Here is a 24,818-nt window from a genome sequence, read left to right on the forward strand (position 1 = left end):
GTCGTCGGTGCCTGTGGGCAACGGTACGCGGACGTACCGTGCCCCAGCCGCAACGTGACACCGCACGACTTGCTTCCCGGAAGGGTCCCTGATTGTCCACGAACACCGCGCCAGCGCACCTCGTCGACCGTGACCCCCAGGTGACCCCGCAGCAGATGGCCGCGGCACTCGTGCCACCGCCCCAGTTCGCGGCCGCCTCGTTCGACTCGTACCGGCCCGACCCGGACTACGCCTCGCAGGCCGACGTGCGCGACGCCGTCGCCGCGTTCGTCGCGGCCGGGCCGACCGACGCGCCACGTCGCGGGCTGTTCGGCCGCCGCAAGCAGTCGGTCGAGCCCGCCGCGAAGTCGGGCGTCTACCTGGACGGCGGGTTCGGGGTCGGCAAGACCCACCTACTCGCCGCGGCGTACCACGCGGCCTCCGGGCGGAAGACGTTCGGCACGTTCATCGAGTACACGGCCCTGGTCGGCGCGCTCGGGTTCCAGGGCACGGTCGACCTGCTGCGCGGGACCGCGCTGGTCTGCATCGACGAGTTCGAGCTCGACGACCCGGGCGACACCATGGTCATGACCCGCCTGATCAAGGAGCTGAGCGAGACCGGCACCCGGTTCGCCGCCACCTCGAACACGCCTCCCGGCGCGCTCGGAGAGGGCCGGTTCGCGGCCCAGGACTTCCTGCGGGAGATCCAGGCGATGTCCGACCGGTTCGACACCATGCGGATCGACGGGCTCGACTACCGCCGCCGCGCGGTCGACGAATCGGCCGGCGTGGTGTCCGACGTGGCCGCGGCGCTGCCGGCCGGCACCGTCACGCTCGACGACTTCTCGGCCGTGGTCGCGCACCTCGGCTCGGTGCACCCGTCGAAGTACGTCGCGCTCGTCGAGGACCTCGACGCCGTCGGGCTCACCGACGTCCGGGCCTTCACGGACCAGACCGACGCGCTCCGGTGGGTGGCGCTCGTCGACCGGCTGTACGACGCCCAGGTCCGGATCGTGGCCTCGGGCACGCCGCTCGACCAGGTGTACCCCGACGCCATGCTCGACGGCGGCTACCGCAAGAAGTACCTGCGCGCAGCGAGCCGTGTCGTGGCCCTGAGCCGCGCCCAGGACTGACCCGCACCGTCCGGGGCATCCGCTGACCGGTCGGTGCACCCCCTGTCCAGGGGGCATCGGGCCGTGCGAAACACGACGTTTACAAACCGCGCCGTCGCGTTACATCCGCGAAACACATCGTGCCCCCTCGTGAAACGTCACCTCGCCAGACTCGGTGTCACCCGAGGCGGTCCAAGAGCCGCTCGTGCAATCGAGAGGTGAACAGATGCTTGATCAGGGCAACACGACGTTCGTGTTGGTCATGGCGGCGCTGGTGTTGTTCATGACACCCGGCCTGGCCTTCTTCTACGGCGGTTTGGTGAAGGCCAAGTCCGTCATCAGCATGATGATGATGTCGTTCGGTGCGATCGCACTCGTGAGCGTCCTGTGGGTGCTCTACGGCTACGCGATCGCCTTCGCCAACCACGGGGACGGCACGGCGGTCTCCGGTGTCGTCGGGTTCTTCAGCATCGACTGGAACCAGATCGGCCTCGGCCAGGCCTTCGAGGAGGCGCAGTCCTCGAACATCCAGGCCGCGTACCCGTCGATGGCGTTCGTCGGCTTCCAGGCCACCTTCGCGATCATCACGGTCGCGCTCATCTCCGGCGCCATCGCCGACCGCGCCAAGTTCGGCGCCTGGATGGTCTTCGCGGGCATCTGGGTCACCGTCGTCTACTTCCCCGTCGCCTCGTGGGTCTTCAACCTGACCTCGGGTTGGGCTGCCACGTGGGGCGTCATCGACTTCGCCGGTGGCACCGCGGTACACATCAACGCCGGTGCAGCAGGTCTCGCCCTGGCGCTCGTCCTCGGCAAGCGCGTCGGCTTCGCCAAGGGTGCGCACAAGCCGCACAACCCGCCCTTCGTCCTGCTCGGCGCCGCCATCCTGTGGTTCGGCTGGTTCGGCTTCAACGCCGGCTCCGAGGGCGCCGCTGACGGCATCGCCGCGATCGCCTGGGTCAACACCCTCGCCGCACCGGCCGCCGCCATCCTCGGCTGGCTGCTCGTCGAGAAGCTCAAGGACGGCAAGGCCACCTCGGTCGGCGCCGCCTCGGGTGCCGTCACCGGTCTCGTCGCCATCACCCCGGCATGTGCCAACCTGACCCCGGGTTGGGGCATCCTGCTCGGCTTCGTCGCCGGCATCATCTGCTGCTTCGCCATCGACTGGAAGTACCGTCTCGGCTTCGACGACTCGCTCGACGTCGTCGGTGTCCACCTGGTCGGCGGCATCGTCGGCACGCTGTACCTCGGCTTCTTCGCCAACGACACCGGCCTGATCTACTCGGGCTCGTTCGAGCAGCTCGGCAAGCAGGCCACCGCGGCCCTGGCCGTCGGCATCTACTCCTTCGTCCTGGCGTTCGTCATCGGCTTCCTCATCGAGAAGACGATCGGCTTCCGCGTCAAGACCGAGGACGAGGTCGCCGGCATCGACACCGCGGTCCACGGCGAAGAGGGCTACGTCCTCTACGAGCAGACCGACGACTCGCCGGTCTCGGTCCGCTAGCCAGCAGACACCAGCTCCACCAGCACCACCCGCACGACGACGGGCCCCGCGCACACAGCAAGCGCGGGGCCCGTCGTCGTGCGGTCTGTCGTCGGTCATCTGGCGTCTGGCGTCTGGCAGGGTTGACGGCATGACGACGACGTCGACCCTCACCAACCTGCGCGAGGTCGGGGGACCGGCCCTGCAGGACGCCCGCCCTCGCACCGTGTACCGCGCCAACACCGAACGCGTCGGTGCCGACGCCTACCCGCACGGACTCGCGGCCGTGGTCGACCTGCGCCGTGACGACGAGGTCGCCCGCGTCCCGCACCCGCTCGGCACCACCGACGGCTACCGGCTCGTCCCGCTGTTCGACCCGTCGACCGTCGAGTCCGGCACCCAGGCCGTGCAGCTCGAGGAGCAGTACATCGACTGGCTCGAGCGCCACCGCACCGGGATCGCCGCCGCGTTCCGCGCGATCGCCCGGTCCGACGGCGACGTGCTCGTCTGCTGCTCCGCCGGCAAGGACCGCACCGGCGTCGTCAGCGGACTGCTCGCCCGACTCTGGGGTGCGTCGATCGAGGCCGTCGGCGACGACTACGCCGCCAGCGCTGCCGGGCTGTCCGATCGGTTCGCCGCAGAGCGTGCGGTCAGCACGGACCCCGAGGCGACCGCTGTCGCGCAACGGTGCGTGCCGGAGACCATGACCACCGTGATCCGGCACGTCGAGGCGCGGTGGGGCAGTGTCACCGCGTACCTGCGCTGGGCCGGGCTGACGGACGCGGAGATCGCAGCGCTCTGACGGGCGTGCGTCGTCCTGGCGACTTGCCACGGGCAGTGGTCGCAACGGCGGACGGGAGGCACGGTGCGCGTCCGACGCGCACCGTGCCTCCCGTCCGTGGTCCTGATCGCGGGCCGTGGTCCCGGCCCGTTCTGTCAGCTCACCAGGCGTAGTCCTCCGGTGAGGTCTTGTGCCCCGGGAAGATCTCGTCGAGCCGGTTCAGCGCACGCTGGTCCAGGCGGATGTCGACGGCGCGGACCGCGGACTCCCACTGCTCCATCGTGCGGGGGCCGGTGATCGGCGCGGTCACACCGGGCTGGTGGAGGAGCCACGCGAGGGCGAGCTCGCCGGGCGTGTGACCGAGCTCCTTGGCGAACGACTCGTAGGCGGTGAGCTGGTCGCGGTGCCCCTCGACGTACTCGGCGCTGCGACCCGACAGACGGCGGGAGCCGTTCTCGGTCTTCTCGATGACACCACCGAGCAGGCCGCCCTGCAGCGGGGACCACGGGATGACGCCGAGGCCGTACTCGCGGGCGGCGGGCAGGACCTCGCGCTCGATGTCGCGCACCACGAGGTTGTAGATCGACTGCTCGCTCACCAGGCCGAAGGTGTGGCGGCGCTTCGCAGCCTCCTGCGCCTGGGCGATGTGCCAGCCGGCGAAGTTCGACGACCCGACGTACAGGACCTTGCCCTGCTGCACGGCGACGTCGATCGCCTGCCAGATCTCGTCCCACGGGGTCGCACGGTCGACGTGGTGGAACTGGTACAGGTCGATGTGGTCCGTCTGCAGGCGCTGCAGGCTGGCGTCGAGCGACTGGCGGATGTTGAAGGCGCTGAGCTTGCCGCCGTTCGGCCAGTCGATCATGTCGCCGTAGACCTTCGTCGCCAGGACCGTCTTCTCGCGACGGCCGCCGCCCTTCGCGAACCAGCGGCCGATGATCTCCTCGGTGGCGCCCTTGCCCACCGAGCCGCCGTAGCCGTTGGCGGTGTCGAAGAAGTTGACGCCGAGCTCGTGGGCCCGGTCCATGATGGCGTGCGAGTCGTCTTCAGTGGTCTCCGGGCCGAAGTTCATCGTGCCGAGCACTGCCCGTGAAACCGACAGCCCTGTCCGTCCGAGGTGTGTGTAGTCCATGGGTCCGGTCTACGCGCTCCGAGGGGCACCCTGCCAGGCCCTGGGAGTACCGGTTCTGCATGCTGCGTCGCTGCGCCGCCGCATGCCGTCGGGGGCATGTTCTGGTTCGGGGGAGGAGTACCGTGACGACGGTGAACACCCCAGCACTCCGTGGCAGCCGGATCCTCGGGTTCGGTCACCACCAGCCCGAACGCATCCTGACCAACGACGAACTCTCGACCATGGTCGACACCAACGACGAGTGGATCCGCACCCGGACCGGGATCCAGACCCGCCACATCGCCGGGCCGGACGACACCGTCACGTCGATGGCGATCGAAGCGGGCCGCAACGCCCTCGCCGACGCCGGCGTCTCGCCCTCGGCCGTCGGACTCGTCATCGTCGCCTCCACTACGCACCAGGACCGTGCGCCCTACACCGCCGGTCGGGTGGCCGCCGCGCTCGGGATGACGAACGGCCCGGCGCCCATCGACATCAACACCGCGTGCAGCGGGTTCGAGTACGCGCTCGCCCTCGCCGACCAGTCGATCCGCGTCGGGTCCACCGACGTCGCGCTCGTCATCGGGTCCGAGACCCTCTCCGCCATCGCCGACTGGACCGATCGGTCGACGTGCGTGCTCGTCGGTGACGGGGCCGGGGCCGCCGTGCTCGGCGCGGCCGACGTCCCCGAGATCGGCCCCGTCTCGTGGGGCAGCGTGCCGCACCTGCTCGACGCGGTGCGGGTCGAGGGGTCGCCGGGTCGGTTCAACCAGGAGGGCCGATCGATCTACCGCTGGGCCATCACCGAGGCCGAGGGGCACGCCCGCAAGGTCGTCGAGGCCGCCGGGCTCACCATGGACGACATCGAGGTGTTCGCGTTCCACCAGGCGAACCTGCGGATCATCGAGCCGCTCGTCACCGCACTGGGCGGGGAGTCGAAGTTCGTCATCCGCGACGTCGTCGAGTCCGGGAACACCTCGGCCGCCAGCGTCCCGCTCGGGTTGTCGAAGGCGTGGGCGCGTGGCGACCTGCCCGAGGGCGTCCCCGCGCTGTTGTTCGGCTTCGGCGGCGGGTTCGCGCACGCCGGACAGGTCGTCAGGACGCCGGTGCGGTCGTTCTGATCGGGCCTCGGTCGTTCTGATCGGGCGTCGGTCGTTCTGATCGGGCCTCGGCCGTTCTGATCGGGCCTGCCGCCCGGCTCAGCGCTCGGGCGTCTCCGACCAGAGGTCCTCGTCCTTCGCGGAGCCGCGGCGCCAGCCGAGTTGCTTCTGCTGCTTGGGCTGCTTGGGCTCCTTCAGCTGCTTCTCCTTGGGCTGCTTCTCGGGCTTCGCGGGCTTGGGCTCGAGGATGATCGGGAAGTGTGCCGACGGCGGCCCGAACCCGGTCCGCGAGGCCTGGATGACCTTCCGCCCGAGCGCGTGGTTGCCGAGCCCGCCGACGGCTGCGCCGATCCCGAACGGCAGTGCACGGCCGAGCACCGACGTCCCCTGACGCACTGCGAACCGCTTGATGAACTGGTCGCGGACCTGCCCGCCGAGGCCGTTGACGACCTGCTTCGGCAGGGACGAGGTCACCATCTCGCCCCAGAACGCCGTGCGCGCCTGACCGCCGGCGATCTGCCCGCCGAGCTGCTTGATGAGCTGTGTGCCCGGAGCACCGAGGATCATCGCCATCACCAGGGTCCGTGCCCGTTCGGGGTCATCCAGGGCGATGCCGTGCACCTCGGTCACCGACTGGGCGAACAGCGCGGTGGTCTCGAGGAACCCGACCGTCTCCGCGCCGCTCAGCCCGAGGGCGGCCACCATCCCGACGCCCGGGATGACCGCGCTCGCACCGACCGCTGCGCCACCGGTGGTGACCGCGGTGAGGTACTGCCGCTCGAGGATCTGGATGACCTCGGCAGGGGTGGCGTCCGGCTTGCGTCGGCGGATCGCGTTGACGTGCGCCACGACCACCGGGCGCTGGACGCTGATGGCACGGTCGAGCCACTTGACCCACCCGCCGGGTTGTTGCGGCTGCGGGGTCCGGGAGTCGTCGGGCATGGGGGAGACCTGGGCGTTCGGCAGCGGCACGATCGCCTGGTCCTTCGGGGAGCGGGCCATGCGCTCACCGTACGCCGGGCATGTGGGAGGCTCGCTGGATGGACATCGACGGCGCGCCCGGTCCGGCTGACGACGCTCGTCGGGCCTCCGGGTTCCTGACGGTCGCCGAGGTGCGCGGCTTGCTGCCCGAGGTCGTGGTGCTCGACCCCGGCTCCGTGCTCGTCGGCGCGGACGTCACCCTCGCAGCCGGGGTGGTGCTCTACCCCGGAGCCGTGCTCGAGACGCGTGCCGGGGGCTCGATCACCGTCGCATCCGGCGCGCGGCTCGGTCCGGGCCCGGTCTCCGTCGTCGCCACCGCGGCCCGGGTGACCATCGGTTCCGGTGCCGAACTTGGCCCGGGGCCCGTCACGATCACGGCCACCGTGGCGGACGTGCGCGTGGGGAACGGCGCTCGGTTGTCGGGCGGCTGCCTCGTCGACGGCCCCACCGAGCTCGGCGCCGGTGCCCAGGTGCTCGGGACGGTCGCCGTCCGCGACGCCGAACTCGCAGCCGGGGGCGACCACCGCGAGCCCGACCCGGATCGCCGTGCCGGTGTGGTGAAGGGCGTCGGGCGGGTCCACGGCGTGCGGGTCGGCACCGGCGAAGTGATCGTCGGCGGTGGCGTGCCGAGTGCACCGCTCGTGGTCGAACGGCAGCGTGCGCACCACCCGGAGGCGCCGAGCCGCTGATCCCGGCCGGCCCCTCGGAGCCGCTCGCCTGCGCATCACCGGCACGGGACACCCGCCCGGCGGAGTGCTGCACGCACGCGGTCGGGCTGCATGAGGTCGGCCCACGACAACCGGATGACGAACCGGACCTCGGGGAACGACCGGACGAAGTCCTCGCGACGCTTCTCCTGCCAGTGCGCCTCGGCGGTACTCCGCCCCTCGAGCATCGTCGGGTCCTCGTACTTCGCGCGACCGTCGACCTCGACCACGACGCCCTGATCCGGGAACCAGAAGTCCACGACGGCCGTCCCACCGCCGGTCCGTCGGAACTCGTGCTGCTGCACCGGCTCCGGCGCCCCGACCTGCCGGAAGCGCACCCGGCACACCGACTCCGCCGGCGACCCCGACTGCGCCGACCCCATCCCGATCGCCACCCTCGCCTTTGCCTGCGCCGAGCCCCGCAGTTCGAGATGAGCGGCCAGCGCCTCGGGCGTCGTGCGCCGATCGGCGAGCAGCTGGTCCACGACCGGCAGCGACTCGAGCAACGGACGGGTCGCAGCGACGTCCACCGCGCTCCGCGCCCACCCGGTGGTCCGCAGTCCGCCGGACTCGATGTACGCGGTCGGTGGCCGGGCTGCGGTGCCGTGCCGGACGAACCAGGCGGTCACCCGCGTGTGGGTGGTCGTCGGGTCGGACACGTGGACCTTCATCGGAGCTTCGCCGACGAGCGGCAGCCCGAGCACAGCGCACGCGGACTGGTGCGACACGAGGTCAGTGGCGCGGACGCGGTGGAGCGATGCTCGGACGAGCACGTGGTGTCGTTCACCAGGGTGGAGATGGTCGAGCGCCCCGGGCCGGACCAGGACGCCGGGGCGGATCCGTTCGAGGACCCCGCGGTGGACATCACGCTCGAGCGCCCGGCGTTCGGGATCCGGAAGGCCGGTCGTGCGGATGAGTTCGATGTCGTTCGCTCTGCCCATGCCCCACAGGCTGCTGGAAGCGAGTCGGAGCGAGGGCCCGACCGCGACGATCTGTGGACAGTCGAGCGCAACCGCCCTGTGTGGAGGAACGAGGGCGCTCTATTCGTGTGCACCTTGCGACGATGCACGTGTTGATCACCTCGTGCTTTGTCGACTCATGCACACGCAACGGTTGCGTGCGCATGTTCCGACGAACCACGCGCCGATCGACTCGTGGATTGTCGCAAAACGCGTGCGGCCGACGAGCCCCCGCAGCACCTACGCCCGCGCGAGCTCCGCCCGCAGCGGCAGGTCCTGGTCCTCCAGGATGAGCTGCGCGCCCACGGCGGTCCGGGCGTTCACGACGATCGGCGCGAGCAGGTTGACGGTCGTGCCGGACGCGCCGGGGTTCGCCACCACGAGCAGCATCGCGTCGGCGGGATCGGTCAGCTCGAGCCCCGCGGCCTGCTCGTCGGTGAGCTCGGGCGAGTACGACGGCAGGTGCACTGCGGCGTCGAGCACGAACAAGCGCGAGGAACCCCCGACGAGGGTGAACAGGCCCTCGGCGCCGTCCACCGGGGTCAGCGTGAAGACCGGTGCGGGGGACAGGCCGAACGGCGGGACGGCGAAGGTCAGGGAGATGCTCATCGGAGGTAGTCCATCAGGGTCGGCTGCAGGACCTTCGCGGTGACGGCGAGGGCTGCCTGGTAGTTGGTCTGCTGCACCTGCAGGTCGAGGACGGCCTTGGCGAGGTCGACGTCCTCGATGCCGGCGCGGCGGTTCTCGAGTGAGACGGCTGCCGTCTTCAGCGAGTCCTGCGCGGCGAGGGCGGTCGCGTGCCGGACACCGACGTCGGCCTGGGCGCCGCGGACGGCCCCGAGCGCGCCGTCGACGTCGTCGATCCGCGCGTTCACGTTCACCCCGTTCTGCAGGTCGCTGACGATGGAGTCGAGCACCCCGAACACGGACGACGCGCCGGTGCCGAAGACGTCCGCCCCGGCGGTGTCGACGCGCACGGTGGTGCCGTCGCCGATCCGGCGGGAGACGTCCGTGCCGGAGGCCGCCCACCCGGTCGCCGGGTCGTACGCGGCGGCGGCGGTCGAGGCGCCGGCGAAGACCGAGCGGGTGCCGTAGGTCGTGTTGGCCCGTGCCTCGAGGTCGGACTTCAGCGACTGGAACTGCGTGATGAAGGCGTCGCGGTCGGTGTCGCTCATGGTGCCGGAGTTCGCCGCCTGCACGGTCAGGTCCCGCACGCTGTTCAGCACCGAGTAGACGCTGGACAGGGCGCTGTCGGTGGTCGCGAGCCAGGCGACGGCGTCGTTCGCGTTGCGCGTGTGCTGCGCGGCGGCGGCCTGTTCCTTGCGGACCTGCATCGACGACGCGGTGCCGACCGGGTCGTCGGACGGCTTCTGGATCGCCTGCAGCGTGGTGGCCTGCTCGGTCAGCTGCGCCACGCGCGCCGCACCGGTCTGCAGCCGTGCCGAGGCCGCGGCCATCGACATCTGGGTGGTCACCCGGGTGATCACGATCAGCCCCTCCCGACGAGTCCGACGCGGTTGATGATGGTGTCGAGCATCTCGTCGACGGCGGTCAGGACGCGTGCCGCGCCCTGGTACGCGTGCTGGTAGCTCAGCAGGTTCACGTTCTCCTCGTCGAGGTCGACGCCGGCGCCCGACTGCTGCTGGGTGCGCGCGTTGGTCAGGGCGAGTCCGGTGAGCGTCGACTCCGTCGCGGCCGACCGGGAGGCGGTGCCCACCCCCGCCACGAACGTCGCCCAGGTCGTGTCGGCGGCTCCAGGGCCCGTGCCGAGTCGCGAGAGCGCATCGGCGAACGAGTCGTCGAGCTGCCCCGCCGCGTTCCGCGTCGCCAGGCCGGTGCCGTCCGTCGGGACGACGGACAGGCCCTGCGCTGCGGGGACGCCCGCCGCGAGGGCGAAGAACGCGGTGCCGGTGGTGCCGGCCGGGGTCGTGCCGGTGGCATGGACGGCGTTGACGGTCGCCGCGAGCTGGGTCGCGACGGCGTCGTAGGACGCGGCGGCCTGGGCGAGCGCGCCGCCCGTGCCGTTCCCGTTCGCCGGGGCGAGGACGGCGAGGGCGCCACCGATCGACCCGCCGCTGAGGGACACCGCGCCGGCGGTGCCGGAGGTCCAGGTCAGGGTGACCGCGGCGCCGTCGGCGAGGCGTTCGCCACCGCCGAGGGCGACGGCGCGGGCGTCGGTGCCCTGCACGAGCGGGTTGCCGCCGAGCAGCACGTCGACCGTGCCGTCCGCGTTGGTGCGGGTCGTCCCGCCGGCGAGCGTCGCGATCTGCTCGGTGAGCTGGTCACGCTGGTCGAGGAGTTCGTTCGCGGTGCCGCCGGAGGCCAGTGCGGTGCGGATCCGCCCGTTCAGGTCGGCCACCTGCTTCGCGGCGTCGTTCAGCTGGGTCACCTGGCCGGCCGCGGTGCCCCGGACCGAGGACCACTGCGCGTCGACGGCCTTCGATCCGGCTGCCAGCGCCGAGGCGACGGTGCCCGCTGCGCCGAGGACGGCGCTGGCGGCACCCGGGTCGTCGGGGTGACTGGCGAGTTCGCTCCACGACGACCAGAAGGCATCGAGCTTGGCGCTCAGGCCGTCCTTGCCGGGCTCGTGCAGGCCGGCCTCGAGGGCGGACAGTGCCGTCGCACGGGCGTCGGCGTAGGCGGAGGACCCCGCGGCGACCCGGACGCCGACGTCGAGCGTCAGCGATGCCAGGCGGGCGATGCCGTCGACGGAGACGCCCTGACCGGCGAGGGCGGCGGTGCCGCGCATGAACCCGGTCTGCGTCGCGGGGATGGAGTTCTGCGTGACGCGCTGCCGCGTGTACCCGGCGGTGCCGGCGTTCGCGATGTTCTGGCCGGTGACGTCGATGCCGGCACGGGCTGCGGCGAGGCCGGAGTACGCGGTGGCGAGGGAGCCGAAGGTGCTGACCACGGGGTTACAGGGTCCCCTCGAACAGGCGAGCGCCGTCGGAGCCGGGACCGGAGGTGCCCGAGGCGTCGTAGGTCGCGGCGGTCGTCACGGTGCCGGCGAGGGTCTCCTCGGTGGCCTGGGCGGCGGTGCGCAGGAAGCGGTCGTTCTCGTCGCGCAGGGCGCCGATCTGGGTGGTCAGCTCGACCATCGCGGTCAGGTGCGCGGCGAGGATCTCGCCCCACGGGCCGTTCGGCGCTGCGGCGACGACGTCGCGCAGGGGTGCATCGGCGGGGACGCCCCACTCCTCGGCGACCTCGGCACTCGACGCGGCGCGCTCGAGTCCGGTGCTGCGGAGTCGTTCGAGGACCTGCTCGACCTCGCGGCTGGCGTGCGACACCCAGCGGGAACGGCCCGCGGTGAGCAGGAGCTGCTCCTCCTCGAGCTTGAAGGTGAGCAGCTCGAGCAGTTCGCGTTCGCGCCAGAGCACGGCGGACAGGTCGTTCACGCTCATCAGCTCCTCCCGTGTGGGTCGTCGTCGGGTGTTCGGGTCCACCATCCGGCGGACACCGAGACCTATCGACCCGACGGCGGTGGTCGTAAGCGGCGGGGGACGTGACCTGCGAGGCGGACGTCCCCCGGGCCTCCCGGACAATCGGGAAACGCACCCCGTCCGGGGGACGGAAACGGTCGTTCTACGCGCTGGGTCCCCCCAAATGCCGACCGGGAAACACCGCGAATGCCCCCGCACTGGGGACGGATGAACCCCTGTTCAGGACATTGCCAGCCGATACATTCAGAACGCACCACGAGGGCGACCTCGAACCGCCTCACAGGGGCGCGGGGTGCACCGCTCGGAGGGAACCGGGCGGGTCTTCGGCGTACGCACCGGCCATCCGAGGCCGGCGTCCGTCGTGCCCAGGGACGGGTGAGTCGAGACAGTCACGTCAGGTCGATCAGGGGATCAGCATGGACCGCACCGCACGCAACGCGATGATCGTGGAGCACCTCCCGCTCGTGGGCTACATCGTCGCCGACGTCCGCTCCCGTGCCACGCACCTGGACCGCGACGACCTCGCCGCCGTCGGCTCCCTCGCCCTCGTCGCCGCTGCCGACGCGTTCGACCCCACCCTCGGCGTCCCCTTCGGCGCCTACGCCCGGACCCGGATCGCCGGAGCCCTCGCCGACGACATGCGCTCGGCCGACTGGGCATCCCGTGGCACCCGGAAGCGGATCCGCGAGACCCTCGCCACGCAGGAGGCCCTGTCCGCCCGACTCGGCCGGAGCGTCGGCGTGCAGGAGATCGCGGACGCGATGGGTGTCGACCGGCAGACCGCCTCGGACGCCATGAGCGACGCGGCCCGCATCGTCGCGCCGCTCGACGAGACCGTGCCCGACCTCGTCGCCGCCGACCTGCCGTTGCCCGGCGACGACCTGCTCGAGACCGAGAAGCGCCGCTACCTGCGCGCAGCCGTCGAGGCACTGCCCGAGCGGATGCGCTTCGTCGTCGAGGCCGTCTACTTCGGGGACCGCTCGGTGACCGACGTCGCCGCGGAACTCGGCATCACGCACTCCGCCGTCTCGCAGCAGCGCTCCGAGGCGATGCGCCTGCTCCGCGACGGACTGGCCGCCCACTACGGGGACGGCGGTGCCGCCGCCGAACCCGCCTCGCGCACCACCGCGGCCCGCCGGAGCGCCTACCTCGCACGCGTCGCGTCGAACGCCGCCGCCGGCGTCGCACGTGCCGTCCACGACGCGACCGCGCCGGTCGCCGTGGCGGCGAGCTGAACCGTCGACGGGTATTTCCGTCGATTCCCTAACGACTCCCGGCACCCGGTCGAGAGTCATCCACGTCAGCCCACGGACGGGCTGTAGTACGACCCAGCATTCACGGAGGAAACCACCATGGGTATGTCCATCAACACCAACCTCTCGGCACTCAACACGTACCGGAACCTCAACTCGACGCAGAACGACCTGTCGAAGTCCCTCGAGAAGCTCTCGTCGGGTCTCCGCATCAACCGTGCTGCCGACGACGCGGCCGGTCTGTCGATCTCCGAGGGGCTGAAGTCCCAGGTCGGTGGCCTCACGGTCGCCGCCCGCAACGCGCAGGACGGCATCTCCGTCGTGCAGACCGCTGAAGGTGGGCTCACCGAGACCCACTCGATCCTCCAGCGCATGCGCGACCTGGCCGTCCAGGCCGGTAACGACTCGAACAACGAGGACTCGCGCACGGCGATCACCACCGAGGTCGGCGAGCTCACCAAGGAGCTCACCCGCATCTCGCAGTCGACCAACTTCAACGGCATCAACCTGCTCGACGGCTCCGCCGGCGCTGCAGGCGTCCTGAAGTTCCAGGTCGGCGCCAACGGCGACGCGGCGAGCCAGATCGAGGTCGACCTGTCGAAGTCCAACGTGGAGTCCGTGTCGACCGCTGTCGGCGCCCTCACCTTCGACAGCGCGACGAACGCTCAGGCCGCCATCACCGCGATCGACGAGCAGATCAAGTACGTGTCCTCGGCACGTTCGAGCATCGGTGCTGTCCAGAACCGCTTCGACCACGCCATCAACGTGACGAACGTGGCCAAGGAGAACCTCACCGCTGCCGGTTCGCGCATCACCGACGTCGACATGGCCGAGGAGATGGTCAAGTACACGCGCGACAACATCCTCAGCCAGGCCGGCACGTCGATGCTCGCGCAGGCGAACCAGAGCACGCAGGGCGTGCTCTCGCTCCTGCGCTAGCACCCACGACGCCGCCTTCCGGGATCGTTCAGGCTTCCCGGGAGGCGGCGTCGCCCTCCTGACCATCCCCACGACGCCAGGGAGTGTCGACGATGTCATCGTCCGTGTCCTCGAGCACCAGCCTCGCGATCGACGGGCTCGTCAGCGGGCTCAAGACGACCGACCTCATCAACTCGTTGATGAGCGTCGAGGGCGTGCCGCAGACCCTGCTCAAGAACAAGCTCACGAGCACCAACTCGTTCATCTCGTCACTGCAGACGATCAACGGGTTGGTGCAGGCCCTCGCGACCAAGGCGAAGGACGCCGCCAAGGCGACCTCGCTCGACCTGTTCACGGCCACGAGCTCGTCGTCGGGCGTCACCGCCGTCACCGGCACGAACGCGAGCGCCGGGTCGCTGACGTTCAGCGTCGGTTCGACCGCGTCCGCCCAGGTCGGGGTCACCGCCGCGATGTCCACGTGGTCGGCCGCTGCCGAACCGATCACCCTGGTGGGTGCCGACGGCACGAAGACCACCGTCACGCCGTCGTCGGGCTCCCTCGACGACACGGTGTCGGCGATCAACAAGTCCGGGGCCGGCGTCACCGCCACGAAGGTCGCCGCGGGTGCGGCCGCCGACGGCACCAAGCTCTACCGGCTGCAGCTCACGTCCGCCAAGACCGGGGCCGCGGGGGGCTTCGAGGTGTACCGGGGGACCGCCGACCAGGTGACCGCCGGCACCGCGACGAACGTGCTGACCGAGGTCGGCGCCGCGGTCGTCGCCCAGGCGAAGGACGCCAGCGTCACGCTGTGGGCCGGCACCGCCGCCGAGCAGACGATCACGAGCGCGACGAACACGTTCACCGACCTGGTCCCCGGGCTCAGCGTCACCGTGTCGAGGGCCTCGACGGACCCGGTCACGGTCGGCGTCGCGCAGGACACCACGAAGGCCCAGTCCGTGGCGTCCGGACTCGTCGACGCGATGAACGCGGTCTCGGCCTACTACAAGACGAACACCGCGGTGACGAGCAGCACGAGTGCCACCAGCGGGTCGACGACCACGACCGCCGGGGTCCTGATGGGCGACGGCACCACGCGCGACGCCGTGCAGCGCCTGGGCAGCACCATGTCGGCGCCCGTCGGCGGGAAGTCGCCGTCGTCGATCGGCATCTCGATCACCAAGGACGGCAGCTTCACCTTCGACGCCGAGGTCTTCCAGAAGGCCCTCGCCACCGACCCCGAGGGCACGCAGGCGATGCTGTCCGGCGTCGCCGCGAACGTGGGTGCCGCCGCCACCGCCGCGTCCGACAAGTACGACGGGTCCATCACCACGACGATCACCGGCCAGCAGGCGGTCGCCAAGGACCTCAACACCCAGATAGACAGCTGGACCGACCGACTCACGATGCGCCGCGCATCGCTCCAGACGCTGTACTCGTCGCTCGAGACCAGCCTCAGCAAGCTCCAGTCCCAGTCCAGCTGGCTCGCCAGCCAGCTCGCGGCGACGACGAGCTGACGGGATCACCATGACCTTCGACTTCCAGGCCGCCGCCTTCCGCCAGGCCGCGCAGCCCCGCACCGTGACCGACCAGCGTCGCGCCCAGTACACGAACGAGGCCGTCCTGTCGGCCACCCCGGCGCAGCTCGTCACGATGCTCTACGACCGGTTGCTGCTCGACCTGCACCGCGCCGAGGCCGCACAGACCAGCGCCGACTGGGACGCCGCCCGCGAGCAGCTGCTGCACGCGCAGGCGATCGTCGGCGAGCTGTCGTCCACGCTGCGGATCGACGTCTGGGACGGGGGCGAGGGCCTGCTCGCCGTCTACAACTACGCGTCGACGTCCCTCATCACCGCGAACGTGCACCGTGATGTCCAGGCGACGCGCGACTGCATCCGGATCCTCGAACCCCTGCGGCAGTCGTGGCACGACGCTGCCGCGTCGCTGCCGGCGACGCCGACCCGCCAGCAGTCGACGGGCGGAGCCCTCGGTGTCGCCTGAACCGGCACCGTCGCGTGAAACGACACCGTCGCCCGAGCAGGTCGACCACCGCCTCGCCTGGGAGGCCCTGCTCGACTCCCTGGAACACGACGCCGCCCGACAGGCGGCCGACCCCACGGCCGTGGTGGGGTGGTCGGAGCCGGCCGGGCTGGGTCCGGTGCCGCGCGCGTTGGTGGGGCGTGCCTCCCGACTGCTCGCTGCGCAGCGCGACCGCATCTCGGAACTGGAGTCGGACCGACGGGCGACGCTCGAGCACCTCGGTGCGCTGCGCGCCGTCGACGCGACCCGCGAGCCCCGTGGCGCGGTGTACCTCGACGCGTCCGCCTGACCCGCGCTCCCGCCACACCTGTTCCGCGACGAAGCACGCGTCGTTCGACGAGTGGTCTGTCGCAGAAGTGGTGCCACCCCCGTTCGGGGCGAGGGCTAACGCGGCCGGGGACGGGCACCGATAGCGCCACACGAGCACGGATCGCTCACCAGTTCGGCCACGGATCGGCCACCACCGCACGGCGACGTCCCACGGGCGACGCCTGACGAGGGGACCACCGTGTTCGATTCCGTGACGAGCGTCGCGCTGCAGAGCGCACTCGACGGCCTGTCGATGCGCCAGAAGGTGATCGCGAACAACATCGCGAACATCAACACGCCGAACTACCACGCCGAGAAGGTCCAGTTCGAGGACGCCCTGGCGAAGTCGATCACCGACGGCAGCGGGAACACCGCGCCGACGGTCGCCCGCAGCCTCGAGCCGACGAACACGAACGGCAACAACGTCAACCTCGACGAGGAGACGCTCTCCAACGTCGACACCGTGCTCCGGTACCAGTTCGCCACGCAGGCGATGAACTCCGAGCTCACGAGCGTCCGTGCGGCGATGCGGACGAACTCGTGACGACCTTCGACGCGATCGGCATCGCGAGCACCGGCATGACCGTGCACCGGAAGTGGCTCGACGCCGTCGCCGACAACATGGCGAACGCGAACACCGTGAAGTCGATGGACGACACCGCGTTCCAGGCCCGCTACGTCGAGGTCCAGGAGGGCAACGGCGTGTCCGGCGCCTACGTCAAGGGCGCCGCGTTCGGCAGCGCCGCCGGCCGCGTGACCTACGACCCGGACAACCCGCTCGCGAACGACGAGGGCTACGTCCGCATGCCGGACATCGACCTCGGCACGCAGATGGCGGACCTCATCATGGCCCAGCGCGGCTACCAGGCGAACGCCGCCGTGGTCGACCGTGCCAAGACCGCCTACGAGGCGGCACTGCAGATCGGGAAGAACTGATGCCCATCGACGCCGTCAACGGTGTGACCACCAACGCGATGACGAACGCACTGACCAGTGTGTCCGGCACCTCCAGCGACGTCACCGGCGCTACGGGTGCGACCAGCACCGACGGCAGCGGGTTCGCCGCCAGCCTCGGGAACGCCGTCGACGGGCTGCAGGCGCTGCAGAGCGACTCGAAGACCCTCGCGCTCAAGGCCGTCACCGGCAACCTCGACGACATCCACGACGCGACCATCGCCGCCACCCGCGCGCAGGTCACGCTCGAGCTCGTCTCCGCCGTCCGCAACAAGGGCGTCGACGCGTTCAACGAGATCATGAGGATGCAGGCCTGATGCCCGTCGCCGTCAAGAACGTCTTCGCGCGCCTGTCCGCGTACGTGAAGGGCTTCTCCGCCGCCCAGCGCACCATCGCGATCCTGGTGATCGCCGCGCTCGTGCTCGGGGGGATCGCCCTGGCGTCGTGGCTCGGCAAGGCGTCCTACGCGCCGCTCTTCACCGGGCTGGCCGCCGCCGACGCGAGTTCCATCACCGACCAGCTGCAGACCGACGGTGTGCCGTACCAGCTCACCGACGGCGGCGCGACGATCCTGGTGCCGCAGGCGCAGGTGTACTCGGAGCGCCTCAAGGCCGCGTCGAACGGGCTGCCGTCGTCGAACGAGGGCGGCTACTCGCTGCTCGACCAGATGGGCGTGACGAGCTCGGAGTTCCAGCAGGACGTCACCTACAAGCGGGCGATGGAGGGCGAGCTCGCCAAGACCATCGGTGCGATGGACGGCGTGCAGACCGCGACCGTGCAGCTCGCGATCCCGGAGAAGTCCGTGTTCGTGTCCGAGGAGAAGGACCCGACGGCGTCGGTGTTCATCGCCACCGACAACGGCACGCAGCTGAGCACCGACCAGGTGCAGGCGATCGTGCACCTGACCAGCGCCTCGGTCGAGGGCATGCAGACCACCGACGTCTCGGTCGTCGACGCCAAGGGGCAGACGCTGTCCGCCGTCGGGACCGGTGCGACCGGCAGCGGTGCCGACCAGGCCGCCGACTACGACGCCGCGACGAGCAAGAAGATCCAGGACCTGCTCGACACCACCCTCGGCGCCGGCAACGCGACCGTCGTGGTCTCCGGCACGATGAACCAGGAGTCCGGCACCCGCACGTCGGAGAGCTACACGTCACCGACCTCCGGTCCGGTCGCGCTCAACGAGTCGAGCACCACCGAGCAGTACGGCTCGGGTGCCGCGGGGGCGTCGAGCGGTGCGACCGGGGTCCTCGGCCCGGACAACATCGCGGTGCCGAACGGCACCGCCACGAGCGGCACCGGTGACGACGGCTACACCAACGAGTCGGCGACCAAGAACAACGCCGTCGACCACACCACCGAGACCACGCAGATCCCGTCGGGGTCCCTCGACCGGCAGACCATCTCGGTCGCGCTGAACTCGAAGGCCGACGCCGTGCAGAACGCGAACCTGCAGAGCATCAACGACCTGGTGTCGGCCGCCGCCGGTGTCGACCAGGACCGCGGCGACCAGGTGAAGGTCGCGATGATGGACTTCGACACCAGCGGAGCCGACCAGGCTGCGAAGGCCCTCGAGGCGCAGCAGAAGGCCGACCAGCAGGAAGCCCTGTGGTCGTCGATCCGCACCGCCGGCATCGTCATCGGCATCCTGCTCGCGCTCATCGCGGTCATGTTCGTCATCGCCCGTCGCAGCCGGAAGCAGGAGCGCGAGGCCGTCGACCTCGGCGAACTCGACGCCTTCGCCGGCGAGACGTTCCAGCTGCCCCTCGCGATGGACGGCGCCGCCGACCGCGCGACCCTCGGTGCCGGTGACGCCCCCACCGCCGTGCTCTCGACGATGCCCGCCGGTGACCCGCCGACCGAGGTGCTGACGACCGACGAGATCACGGCCGAGCGCCGCCGTCAGGACATCTCCGCGCTGGCCGAACGCGACCCGAAGCACACTGCCGAGCTCCTGCGCGGGCTCCTCGACGACCGGGCACCGGTGTGAGCGCCCTGATGCCGAGCGGCAGCAACGGCAACGGCCCGGGCACCGGCAAGGGCTCGAACGACCGTGCGCTGACCGGCGCCCAGAAGGTCGCGCTCATCCTCATGCAGATGGACACCGACCGCGCGGCCGAGGTGATGAAGCAGTTCACCGAGATGGAGGCCGAGGAGATCTCGGCCGAGATCGTCCGGATGCGCCGCGTCGAGGACACCGTCGTCGACCAGACCATGTCGGAGTTCCACCGGATCACGATGAGCGGCCGGCTGCAGAAGCGTGGCGGCAAGGAGACCGCGCTCGGGCTGCTCGAGGCGTCCTTCGGCGCCGAGCGCGCCGCCGGCGTGATGGACCGACTCGCCTCGAACCTGGCCGGCCAGTCCTTCGACTTCCTCGACGACGCCGAGCCCGGGCAGGTCATCACCCTGCTCGAGGGCGAGCTGCCCCAGACCATCGCCCTCGTCCTGGCACACCTCAAGCCCGGTCAGGCGAGCGCCGTCCTCGCGGGTGTCGACGAGCGCGTCCGCACCGACGTCGCGCAGGCGTTCGCCACGATGGGCAGCGCGACCCCCGAGGCCGTCGGGATCGTCGCCGGTGTCCTGCGGCAGCGCGCCGGCGCCGTCGTGTCGCCGCGCGAGAGCGTCGAGGTCGTCGGCGGCATCGCGCCCCTGGTCGACATCATCAACCGCTCCGACGTCGCCACCGAGAAGGCCGTGCTCGACGGACTCGAGGCCCGCGACCCGGAACTCGCCGAGGACATCCGCTCGCGCATGCTCACCTTCGAGGACATCGTGAAGCTCGAGTCCCGCGACATCCAGCAGGTGCTGCGTGGCATCGACTCGAAGCTCCTCGCGACCGCCATGAAGGGTGCCGCCGGACCCGTCGTCGAGACGATCCGCGCGAACGTGTCCGAGCGCAACCGCTCGCTGCTCGACGACGAACTGCAGGCCATGGGCCCGGTCCGCGTCTCGCAGGTCGAGGAAGCGCGCGCCGAGGTCGTCCGTTCCGTGCGCGAGCTCGAGGCGCAGGGCGTCATCACCGTGCACCGTGCCGAGGAGGACGAGCTCGTTGACTGACACCACGACCGCCGGCACCGTGCAGCGCATCGCCTTCCCCGCGATCGGCACCGCCGCCGCGACCGACCGTGCGTCGGGTGCCGACGTCCGCGGCCACGCCGCCGGCTACACCGCGGGACTCCGCGCCGCACAGGCCGAGACGGACGCCCTGCGCGCCCGCCTGCAGGCCGAGCACGCCGCGCTGACCGCGTCGCTGCGCGCGGACACCGTCCGCCGCATCGCCGTCCTCGACGCCGCGACGAACGCGATGCTGTCCACGGTCGCGCCCGTCCTCAGCGACGCCGAGGCGTCCGTCGCCAGCGCGGCCACGGACCTGGCCGAGGCGATCGTCGGGTACGAGATCCGTGCCTCCCGTCCGGCGGTCGGTACCGATGACGACCGGGAGGCCCGGATCACGTCCGGTGCCGAGACCACCGTCCGGCGGGCGCTCGCGTCCATCGACCGCAGCGTCCCGGTGGCCGTCCGGCTCAGCCCGGCGGACGCCGCACGCGTCGCCGACGTCGACCTGCCGGTGCCCGTGGTCGCCGACCCCGCGCTGCGGGACGGCGACGCCGTCGTCGACCTGCCGGACGGCATCCTCGACGCCCGGATCGCCACCGCACTCGACCGTGCCCGCACCGCGCTCGGTGTCGAGCTGCAGGGGGTGTCCGCGTGACCGCCACGCTGCTCCGCCCCCGCGGGCTCGACGACGCCCTGCGGCAGGCCGCACCCCAGCGGGTCGGCGTCGTCACGAGCGCCGTCGGCCTCGGGCTGACGATCGCCGGGCTCGACGCCCACGTCGGCGAGGTCGTCACGGTCGGACCGGAGGACGGCGTGCAGACCGCCGTCGAGGTCGTCGCGACCGACGCCACCGGCGTGCGCTGCATGCCCCTCGGACGCCTCACCGGTGTGACCGCCGGCACCCCCGCACGCCCCACCGGCCGGCCGGTGCTCGTGCCGACGGGTGCCGGGTTGTTCGGCCGAGTGCTCGACGGGCTCGGCCGGCCGATCGACGACCGCGGACCGCTCGTCGGTGCCGGTGGTGAGCCCGTCGACTGGGTGCCGCTCGACCACGCGACCCCGAACGCGATGGCACGCACCCGCATCGACACCCCGATGCAGCTCGGCGTGCGGGTGCTCGACACCCTCACCACCGTCGGCCGTGGCCAGCGCATGGGGCTCTTCGCGGGCTCCGGTGTCGGCAAGTCGTCGCTGCTGTCGATGATCGCCCGGGGGAGCGACGCCGCCGTCAACGTGATCGCACTGGTCGGGGAGCGTGGCCGCGAGGTGCGCGAGTTCCTCGAGGACGACCTCGGCGCCGAGGGCCTCGCCCGCTCGATCGTCGTCGTGTCGACCTCGGACGAGCCCGCCCTCATGCGTCTGCGCGCCGCGTTCGTGGCCACCCGCATCGCCGAGTCGTTCCGCGACGCCGGCCAGGACGTCGTGCTCATGATGGACTCGCTCACCCGCGTCGCGATGGCGCAGCGTGAGATCGGGCTCTCGGTGGGGGAGCCGCCGGCCACCCGGGGCTACCCGCCGTCGACGTTCTCCGTGCTCGCCGGGCTGCTCGAGCGTGCCGGGACGGACCGCGTCGGCAGCATCACCGGCATGTACACCGTGCTGGTCGACGGCGACGACCACAACGAACCGATCGCCGACGCCGCCCGCAGCATCCTGGACGGTCACGTCGTGCTCGACCGGAAGCTCGCGATCACCGGGCACTTCCCGTCCGTGGACGCCCTCGGCTCGGTGTCCCGTGTGGCCTCGAAGGTGACCGGCCCGGCGCAGCGCGGCGCCGCGACGACCCTCCGCAAGGTGATGGCCGCGCGCGCCGCCGCCCAGGACCTGCTCGACGTCGGCGCGTACCAGCGCGGCTCGAACCCGCTCGTCGACGCCGCCGTCGACCACCAGGGTGCGATCGACGCGTTCCTGCGCCAGGGGATGGACGAGCGGGCGACCGCCGACGCGTCCTGGCAGCGACTCGGCGGTCTCGTGCAGCAGCTGGGGGTGTCGTGATGGCCCGCCGGTTCCCGCTCGCGGGGCTCCTGCGCCTGCGGCACACCGAACAGGACCGCGCCGCTGCCTCGCTCGCGACCGCGAACGAGCGCGTGCGCGATGCCGCCGACGCCCGGATCGCCGCGCGCCGCAGCCTCGCCGACGCCGAGGGCGCGCAGCCGATCGAGGACGCCGCGACCCTGAGCGCCGTCGCCGCTGCGCGTGCTGCGACCCGCGGGATGCTCGAGGAGCTCGACGCCGTGGTCCGGACCCGCCGCGCGGACGCCGACCGGGCACAGGAGGAGTACACCGCCGCACGCCGTGCCGCGGTCGGCCTGGAGAAGCTCGAGGGCAAGCACGCCGCCGAGCAGGCCGCCGAGGAACTCCGCACCGAACAGAACGCCCTCGACGAGATCGCGGCACGACGCCGCACGGAAGGTGGTGCCCGATGAGCGTCGAAGCGGTGCTCTCCCGGATCTCCGAGATCCGCTCCCAGATCGACACCCTGCGCGGTGGCTCGGCCGCGGCGACGAGTACGTCGTCGTCCGCCGGGTCGACCAGCGCGTCGTCGAGCGCCTTCGCCGACGCCCTGGCCACGGCGACCGGGAACACCGGCACCGGGACCGCGACCGCTGCTGCCGCCGCTGCGGCGACCACCAGCAGCGCGCCCGCCACGTCGGTCGACGCTGGCGCGGGCACCCTCGCGACGGGCAGCGGCGCCACCGGGTCGGACGTCGTCGCGGACGCGAAGAAGTACCTCGGCGTGCCCTACGTGTTCGGCGGCACGACGACCTCTGGCATGGACTGCTCGGGCCTGGTGCAGACGGTGTTCAAGGACCTCGGCGTCACCATGCCGCGGGTCGTGCCGGACCAGGCGAAGATGGGCGTCGAGGTCGGCTCCCTGAAGGACGCACAGCCCGGCGACCTGATCATCCCGAAGGGCGAGGGCCACGTCGTCATCTACGTCGGCGACGGCAAGGTGCTGCACGCGCCGCGCCCCGGCAAGGACGTCCGCATCGTCGACAACTGGTACTCGGACGCCGACATCGCCACCATCCGCCGCATCGTGCCGGCGCAGGCGTCCGCCACCCCGGCGACGACCGCGACCACCGCCGCGAGCAGCGCCACCGACCTGCAGACCGCCGCGCTGCTGTCCATGATGCAGTCCGGGAGCGCCGCATGAGCCTGACCATCGCCACCCAGCCCGCGCCCGCTCCGACGAGCAGCGCTGCGCCCGCCCGCGCCACGTCCGACGCCGGCGGTGCCGGGTCGTTCGACGCCGCCTTGTCCGCGGCCGCCGCGACCGATCGTCGTGCCGGCGAGCGTGCACCGGCACGCCGGGACGACTCCCGCGCAGCCGACGACACCGGTTCGACCACGGCGCCGAACGCTTCGACGACCAGCACCGGGACAGACGTGGCGGCTGTCGCTGACGGCGCGACCGGTGTCGCCGTGGAGGCCCAGGCGCTCACGCCCACGCCCATGCCCATGCCCACCGGGACGGTGCCCGCCTCAGTCTCGACGCTTCCGGTCGCAGCGACGATCCCGGCTGAGCCGCTCACGCCGGCGACGTCGAACGCGCCCGAGCTGACGGCGCAGGACGTCACCGTGGTGCCGACGACGCCCGCCCCGGAGACGACCACGTCGACAACGTCTGCTGCCGTCCCCGCCGCTGCCACCGGGGCTCCCACTGACACGGGCGCCGCGGTCCCGCCGTCGGCAAACACCACGGCGTCCGCCGCATCCGCCGCCGTACCGGCACCGGCCCCGACCGCCGTAGTCCCCACCGACGGGTCCGCACCGTCACCGGCGTCGGACATCCCGAGGCCCGGCACGCCGTCCGGCGGGACGACCGGCACCGGCACCGGCACCGTCGGAGTCACGATCACGAGCACGAGCACGAGCAGCGCGCCCACTGCCACTGCCGCTGCAGCCGCAGCAGCAGCGGCGCTCCAGCCGACCGGCCCGACCACCCAGCCCACCCAGCCCACCGACGGCTCCGCGACCGCGACCCCGGCCGTCGTCACGGTGGCAGCGGCGACCGCCGCGCAGGGTGGGCAGACCGGCCACGGGACGGACCAGCAGGGATCGACGGCGGGTGATCCGGGCCTCCCGGCGGTCACCACCACGCGCGGCGGCGAGACGCCCTTCGTCCTGCCCACCACGCCGACCGCCGCGCCCGCCCCGGTCACGGCGGCCGCCGCTCCGTCGGCCACGCCCGCGCCCCTCGGGCAGCAGCTCGCGCGACCGGTGTTCTCGCTCGCGCAGGCCGGCCCCGGGGAGCACATCGTCACGGTGCAGGTCGTGCCCGACAGCCTCGGACCGGTCACGGTCCGCGCGCACGTGACGGCGCACGGCATGCACGTCGAGCTGTTCGCGGCGTCCGAAGCGGGACGCGACGCGGTCCGCCAGGTGCTGCCCGACCTGCGGCGCGACGCCGCCGGCACCGGGCTGAGCACCACGCTCGACCTGTCGTCGCAGAACCACCCGGGCACGTCGGCGGGTCGCGACCAGCGACCGGCCGACGGCCGCCTGCGTGCCGACACCGGCCTGGAGGCACGGCGCACCTCCGCCGCGCAGCCAGCCTCCGCAGCCGCCACGTCCACCTCCACCATCCGCTCCGCGGGACTCGACGTCCTCGCCTGACCGGCTCACGAACAGGAACC

27 protein-coding genes are annotated in these 24,818 nt (G+C 71.8%); 20 read left to right on the forward strand and 7 right to left on the reverse strand.

The window, feature by feature from the left end:
* Positions 1-92: 92 nt before the first annotated feature.
* The 3 genes from zapE (at position 93) to EDF47_RS01505 (ending at position 3,373) form a co-directional block, all read left to right on the forward strand.
* Positions 93-1,112 carry a cell division protein ZapE gene (gene zapE / locus EDF47_RS01495; protein ID WP_123292707.1) on the forward strand — a complete coding sequence of 340 codons (1,020 nt, stop codon included), beginning with the start codon at positions 93-95 and terminating at the stop codon, positions 1,110-1,112.
* A gap of 205 nt (positions 1,113-1,317) precedes the next feature.
* A complete protein-coding gene (locus EDF47_RS01500) occupies positions 1,318-2,592 on the forward strand; it encodes an ammonium transporter (protein WP_111086361.1) in 1,275 nt (424 codons plus the stop codon).
* A 130-nt stretch (positions 2,593-2,722) separates the two neighbouring features.
* Complete coding sequence (locus EDF47_RS01505; protein WP_131879930.1) at positions 2,723-3,373, forward strand: tyrosine-protein phosphatase; 651 nt, start codon at positions 2,723-2,725, stop codon at positions 3,371-3,373.
* Between the two features lie 139 nt (positions 3,374-3,512).
* On the opposite strand, the gene EDF47_RS01510 is transcribed toward EDF47_RS01505, so the two are convergent.
* A complete protein-coding gene (locus EDF47_RS01510; RefSeq protein WP_131879932.1) occupies positions 3,513-4,484 on the reverse strand; it encodes an aldo/keto reductase in 972 nt (323 codons plus the stop codon).
* Between the two features lie 131 nt (positions 4,485-4,615).
* Here EDF47_RS01510 and EDF47_RS01515 point away from each other — a divergent pair, with 131 nt between their 5' ends.
* Positions 4,616-5,584, forward strand: a complete 969-nt coding sequence (locus EDF47_RS01515; RefSeq protein WP_132100472.1) for a beta-ketoacyl-ACP synthase 3 — start codon at positions 4,616-4,618, stop codon at positions 5,582-5,584.
* A gap of 78 nt (positions 5,585-5,662) precedes the next feature.
* Here the strand turns inward: EDF47_RS01515 and EDF47_RS01520 are convergent, their stop codons facing one another.
* A complete protein-coding gene (locus tag EDF47_RS01520; protein ID WP_207906706.1) occupies positions 5,663-6,565 on the reverse strand; it encodes a hypothetical protein in 903 nt (300 codons plus the stop codon).
* Between the two features lie 38 nt (positions 6,566-6,603).
* On the opposite strand from EDF47_RS01520, the gene EDF47_RS01525 reads away from it, so the two are divergent.
* Positions 6,604-7,233, forward strand: a complete 630-nt coding sequence (locus EDF47_RS01525; RefSeq protein ID WP_131879936.1) for a hypothetical protein — start codon at positions 6,604-6,606, stop codon at positions 7,231-7,233.
* Positions 7,234-7,268: 35 nt separating this feature from the next.
* Here the strand turns inward: EDF47_RS01525 and EDF47_RS01530 are convergent, their stop codons facing one another.
* From EDF47_RS01530 to EDF47_RS01550, 5 genes are all read right to left on the reverse strand, one after another.
* Positions 7,269-8,192 carry a hypothetical protein gene (locus EDF47_RS01530; protein ID WP_131879938.1) on the reverse strand — a complete coding sequence of 308 codons (924 nt, stop codon included), beginning with the start codon at positions 8,190-8,192 and terminating at the stop codon, positions 7,269-7,271.
* A gap of 258 nt (positions 8,193-8,450) precedes the next feature.
* The gene (locus EDF47_RS01535) at positions 8,451-8,819 is read right to left on the reverse strand and encodes a flagellar assembly protein FliW (protein ID WP_111086356.1); all 369 of its coding nucleotides are present in this window, start codon (positions 8,817-8,819) and stop codon (positions 8,451-8,453) included.
* Entirely contained in the window at positions 8,816-9,697 is an 882-nt protein-coding gene (gene flgL, locus EDF47_RS20290) for a flagellar hook-associated protein FlgL (protein WP_131879939.1), read from the reverse strand. The genes EDF47_RS01535 and flgL overlap by 4 nt, the downstream gene beginning before the upstream one ends.
* 2 nt (positions 9,698-9,699) lie before the next feature.
* A complete protein-coding gene (gene flgK / locus EDF47_RS01545; protein WP_131879941.1) occupies positions 9,700-11,121 on the reverse strand; it encodes a flagellar hook-associated protein FlgK in 1,422 nt (473 codons plus the stop codon).
* 4 nt (positions 11,122-11,125) lie between these two features.
* On the reverse strand, positions 11,126-11,611 hold the full coding sequence (locus EDF47_RS01550; protein ID WP_123292716.1) for a flagellar protein FlgN: 486 nt from the start codon (positions 11,609-11,611) through the stop codon (positions 11,126-11,128).
* A gap of 455 nt (positions 11,612-12,066) precedes the next feature.
* On the opposite strand from EDF47_RS01550, the gene EDF47_RS01555 reads away from it, so the two are divergent.
* The 15 genes from EDF47_RS01555 to EDF47_RS01625 all read left to right on the forward strand — a co-directional run bounded on the left by EDF47_RS01555 (position 12,067) and on the right by EDF47_RS01625 (position 24,798).
* Positions 12,067-12,885, forward strand: coding sequence for a sigma-70 family RNA polymerase sigma factor (locus EDF47_RS01555; protein WP_131879943.1), 819 nt, complete (start codon positions 12,067-12,069; stop codon positions 12,883-12,885).
* Between the two features lie 117 nt (positions 12,886-13,002).
* Positions 13,003-13,842 carry a flagellin gene (locus EDF47_RS01560; RefSeq protein ID WP_207913253.1) on the forward strand — a complete coding sequence of 280 codons (840 nt, stop codon included), beginning with the start codon at positions 13,003-13,005 and terminating at the stop codon, positions 13,840-13,842.
* A gap of 104 nt (positions 13,843-13,946) precedes the next feature.
* Positions 13,947-15,335, forward strand: a complete 1,389-nt coding sequence (gene fliD / locus EDF47_RS01565) for a flagellar filament capping protein FliD (RefSeq protein WP_243833985.1) — start codon at positions 13,947-13,949, stop codon at positions 15,333-15,335.
* A gap of 10 nt (positions 15,336-15,345) precedes the next feature.
* Complete coding sequence (locus tag EDF47_RS01570) at positions 15,346-15,819, forward strand: flagellar export chaperone FliS (protein WP_131879945.1); 474 nt, start codon at positions 15,346-15,348, stop codon at positions 15,817-15,819.
* Positions 15,809-16,147 carry a hypothetical protein gene (locus tag EDF47_RS01575; protein ID WP_133936645.1) on the forward strand — a complete coding sequence of 113 codons (339 nt, stop codon included), beginning with the start codon at positions 15,809-15,811 and terminating at the stop codon, positions 16,145-16,147. The genes EDF47_RS01570 and EDF47_RS01575 overlap by 11 nt, the downstream gene beginning before the upstream one ends.
* A gap of 219 nt (positions 16,148-16,366) precedes the next feature.
* Complete coding sequence (locus EDF47_RS01580) at positions 16,367-16,711, forward strand: flagellar basal body protein (protein ID WP_123292719.1); 345 nt, start codon at positions 16,367-16,369, stop codon at positions 16,709-16,711.
* Positions 16,708-17,103, forward strand: a complete 396-nt coding sequence (locus EDF47_RS01585; protein WP_235035933.1) for a flagellar basal body rod C-terminal domain-containing protein — start codon at positions 16,708-16,710, stop codon at positions 17,101-17,103. Before EDF47_RS01580 ends, EDF47_RS01585 begins: the two co-directional genes overlap by 4 nt.
* Complete coding sequence (gene fliE, locus EDF47_RS01590) at positions 17,103-17,438, forward strand: flagellar hook-basal body complex protein FliE (protein ID WP_131879949.1); 336 nt, start codon at positions 17,103-17,105, stop codon at positions 17,436-17,438. Before EDF47_RS01585 ends, fliE begins: the two co-directional genes overlap by 1 nt.
* Positions 17,438-19,111, forward strand: a complete 1,674-nt coding sequence (gene fliF / locus EDF47_RS01595; protein WP_133936644.1) for a flagellar basal-body MS-ring/collar protein FliF — start codon at positions 17,438-17,440, stop codon at positions 19,109-19,111. The genes fliE and fliF overlap by 1 nt, the downstream gene beginning before the upstream one ends.
* 8 nt (positions 19,112-19,119) lie before the next feature.
* Positions 19,120-20,178 carry a flagellar motor switch protein FliG gene (fliG, locus tag EDF47_RS01600; RefSeq protein ID WP_132100467.1) on the forward strand — a complete coding sequence of 353 codons (1,059 nt, stop codon included), beginning with the start codon at positions 19,120-19,122 and terminating at the stop codon, positions 20,176-20,178.
* Positions 20,171-20,833, forward strand: coding sequence for a hypothetical protein (locus EDF47_RS01605; RefSeq protein ID WP_123292722.1), 663 nt, complete (start codon positions 20,171-20,173; stop codon positions 20,831-20,833). Before fliG ends, EDF47_RS01605 begins: the two co-directional genes overlap by 8 nt.
* On the forward strand, positions 20,830-22,173 hold the full coding sequence (locus EDF47_RS01610; protein ID WP_133936643.1) for a FliI/YscN family ATPase: 1,344 nt from the start codon (positions 20,830-20,832) through the stop codon (positions 22,171-22,173). Before EDF47_RS01605 ends, EDF47_RS01610 begins: the two co-directional genes overlap by 4 nt.
* Positions 22,173-22,604 (forward strand): flagellar FliJ family protein, encoded by a 432-nt coding sequence (locus EDF47_RS01615; protein WP_123292724.1) that lies wholly within the window; start codon positions 22,173-22,175, stop codon positions 22,602-22,604. Before EDF47_RS01610 ends, EDF47_RS01615 begins: the two co-directional genes overlap by 1 nt.
* Entirely contained in the window at positions 22,601-23,335 is a 735-nt protein-coding gene (locus EDF47_RS01620; protein ID WP_131879957.1) for a C40 family peptidase, read from the forward strand. Before EDF47_RS01615 ends, EDF47_RS01620 begins: the two co-directional genes overlap by 4 nt.
* Positions 23,332-24,798 carry a flagellar hook-length control protein FliK gene (locus tag EDF47_RS01625; RefSeq protein WP_133936642.1) on the forward strand — a complete coding sequence of 489 codons (1,467 nt, stop codon included), beginning with the start codon at positions 23,332-23,334 and terminating at the stop codon, positions 24,796-24,798. Before EDF47_RS01620 ends, EDF47_RS01625 begins: the two co-directional genes overlap by 4 nt.
* Positions 24,799-24,818 lie beyond the last annotated feature (20 nt).

It is taken from the genome of Curtobacterium sp. PhB190 (assembly GCF_004365385.1).
Taxonomy (GTDB): domain Bacteria; phylum Actinomycetota; class Actinomycetes; order Actinomycetales; family Microbacteriaceae; genus Curtobacterium.

What these genes read in the sequence shown, in the direction of transcription:
- EDF47_RS01500 (WP_111086361.1), top strand. Translation starts at nt 1,318, where the DNA reads ATGCTTGATCAGGGCAACACGACGTTCGTGTTGGTCATGGCGGCGCTG.
- EDF47_RS01505 (WP_131879930.1), top strand. Translation starts at nt 2,723, where the DNA reads ATGACGACGACGTCGACCCTCACCAACCTGCGCGAGGTCGGGGGACCG.
- EDF47_RS01510 (WP_131879932.1), bottom strand. Translation starts at nt 4,484, where the DNA reads ATGGACTACACACACCTCGGACGGACAGGGCTGTCGGTTTCACGGGCA.
- EDF47_RS01520 (WP_207906706.1), bottom strand. Translation starts at nt 6,565, where the DNA reads ATGGCCCGCTCCCCGAAGGACCAGGCGATCGTGCCGCTGCCGAACGCC.
- EDF47_RS01525 (WP_131879936.1), top strand. Translation starts at nt 6,604, where the DNA reads ATGGACATCGACGGCGCGCCCGGTCCGGCTGACGACGCTCGTCGGGCC.
- EDF47_RS01530 (WP_131879938.1), bottom strand. Translation starts at nt 8,192, where the DNA reads ATGGGCAGAGCGAACGACATCGAACTCATCCGCACGACCGGCCTTCCG.
- EDF47_RS01535 (WP_111086356.1), bottom strand. Translation starts at nt 8,819, where the DNA reads ATGAGCATCTCCCTGACCTTCGCCGTCCCGCCGTTCGGCCTGTCCCCC.
- EDF47_RS01550 (WP_123292716.1), bottom strand. Translation starts at nt 11,611, where the DNA reads ATGAGCGTGAACGACCTGTCCGCCGTGCTCTGGCGCGAACGCGAACTG.
- EDF47_RS01555 (WP_131879943.1), top strand. Translation starts at nt 12,067, where the DNA reads ATGGACCGCACCGCACGCAACGCGATGATCGTGGAGCACCTCCCGCTC.
- EDF47_RS01560 (WP_207913253.1), top strand. Translation starts at nt 13,003, where the DNA reads ATGGGTATGTCCATCAACACCAACCTCTCGGCACTCAACACGTACCGG.
- EDF47_RS01570 (WP_131879945.1), top strand. Translation starts at nt 15,346, where the DNA reads ATGACCTTCGACTTCCAGGCCGCCGCCTTCCGCCAGGCCGCGCAGCCC.
- fliE (WP_131879949.1), top strand. Translation starts at nt 17,103, where the DNA reads ATGCCCATCGACGCCGTCAACGGTGTGACCACCAACGCGATGACGAAC.
- fliF (WP_133936644.1), top strand. Translation starts at nt 17,438, where the DNA reads ATGCCCGTCGCCGTCAAGAACGTCTTCGCGCGCCTGTCCGCGTACGTG.
- fliG (WP_132100467.1), top strand. Translation starts at nt 19,120, where the DNA reads ATGCCGAGCGGCAGCAACGGCAACGGCCCGGGCACCGGCAAGGGCTCG.
- EDF47_RS01615 (WP_123292724.1), top strand. Translation starts at nt 22,173, where the DNA reads ATGGCCCGCCGGTTCCCGCTCGCGGGGCTCCTGCGCCTGCGGCACACC.
- EDF47_RS01620 (WP_131879957.1), top strand. Translation starts at nt 22,601, where the DNA reads ATGAGCGTCGAAGCGGTGCTCTCCCGGATCTCCGAGATCCGCTCCCAG.
- EDF47_RS01625 (WP_133936642.1), top strand. Translation starts at nt 23,332, where the DNA reads ATGAGCCTGACCATCGCCACCCAGCCCGCGCCCGCTCCGACGAGCAGC.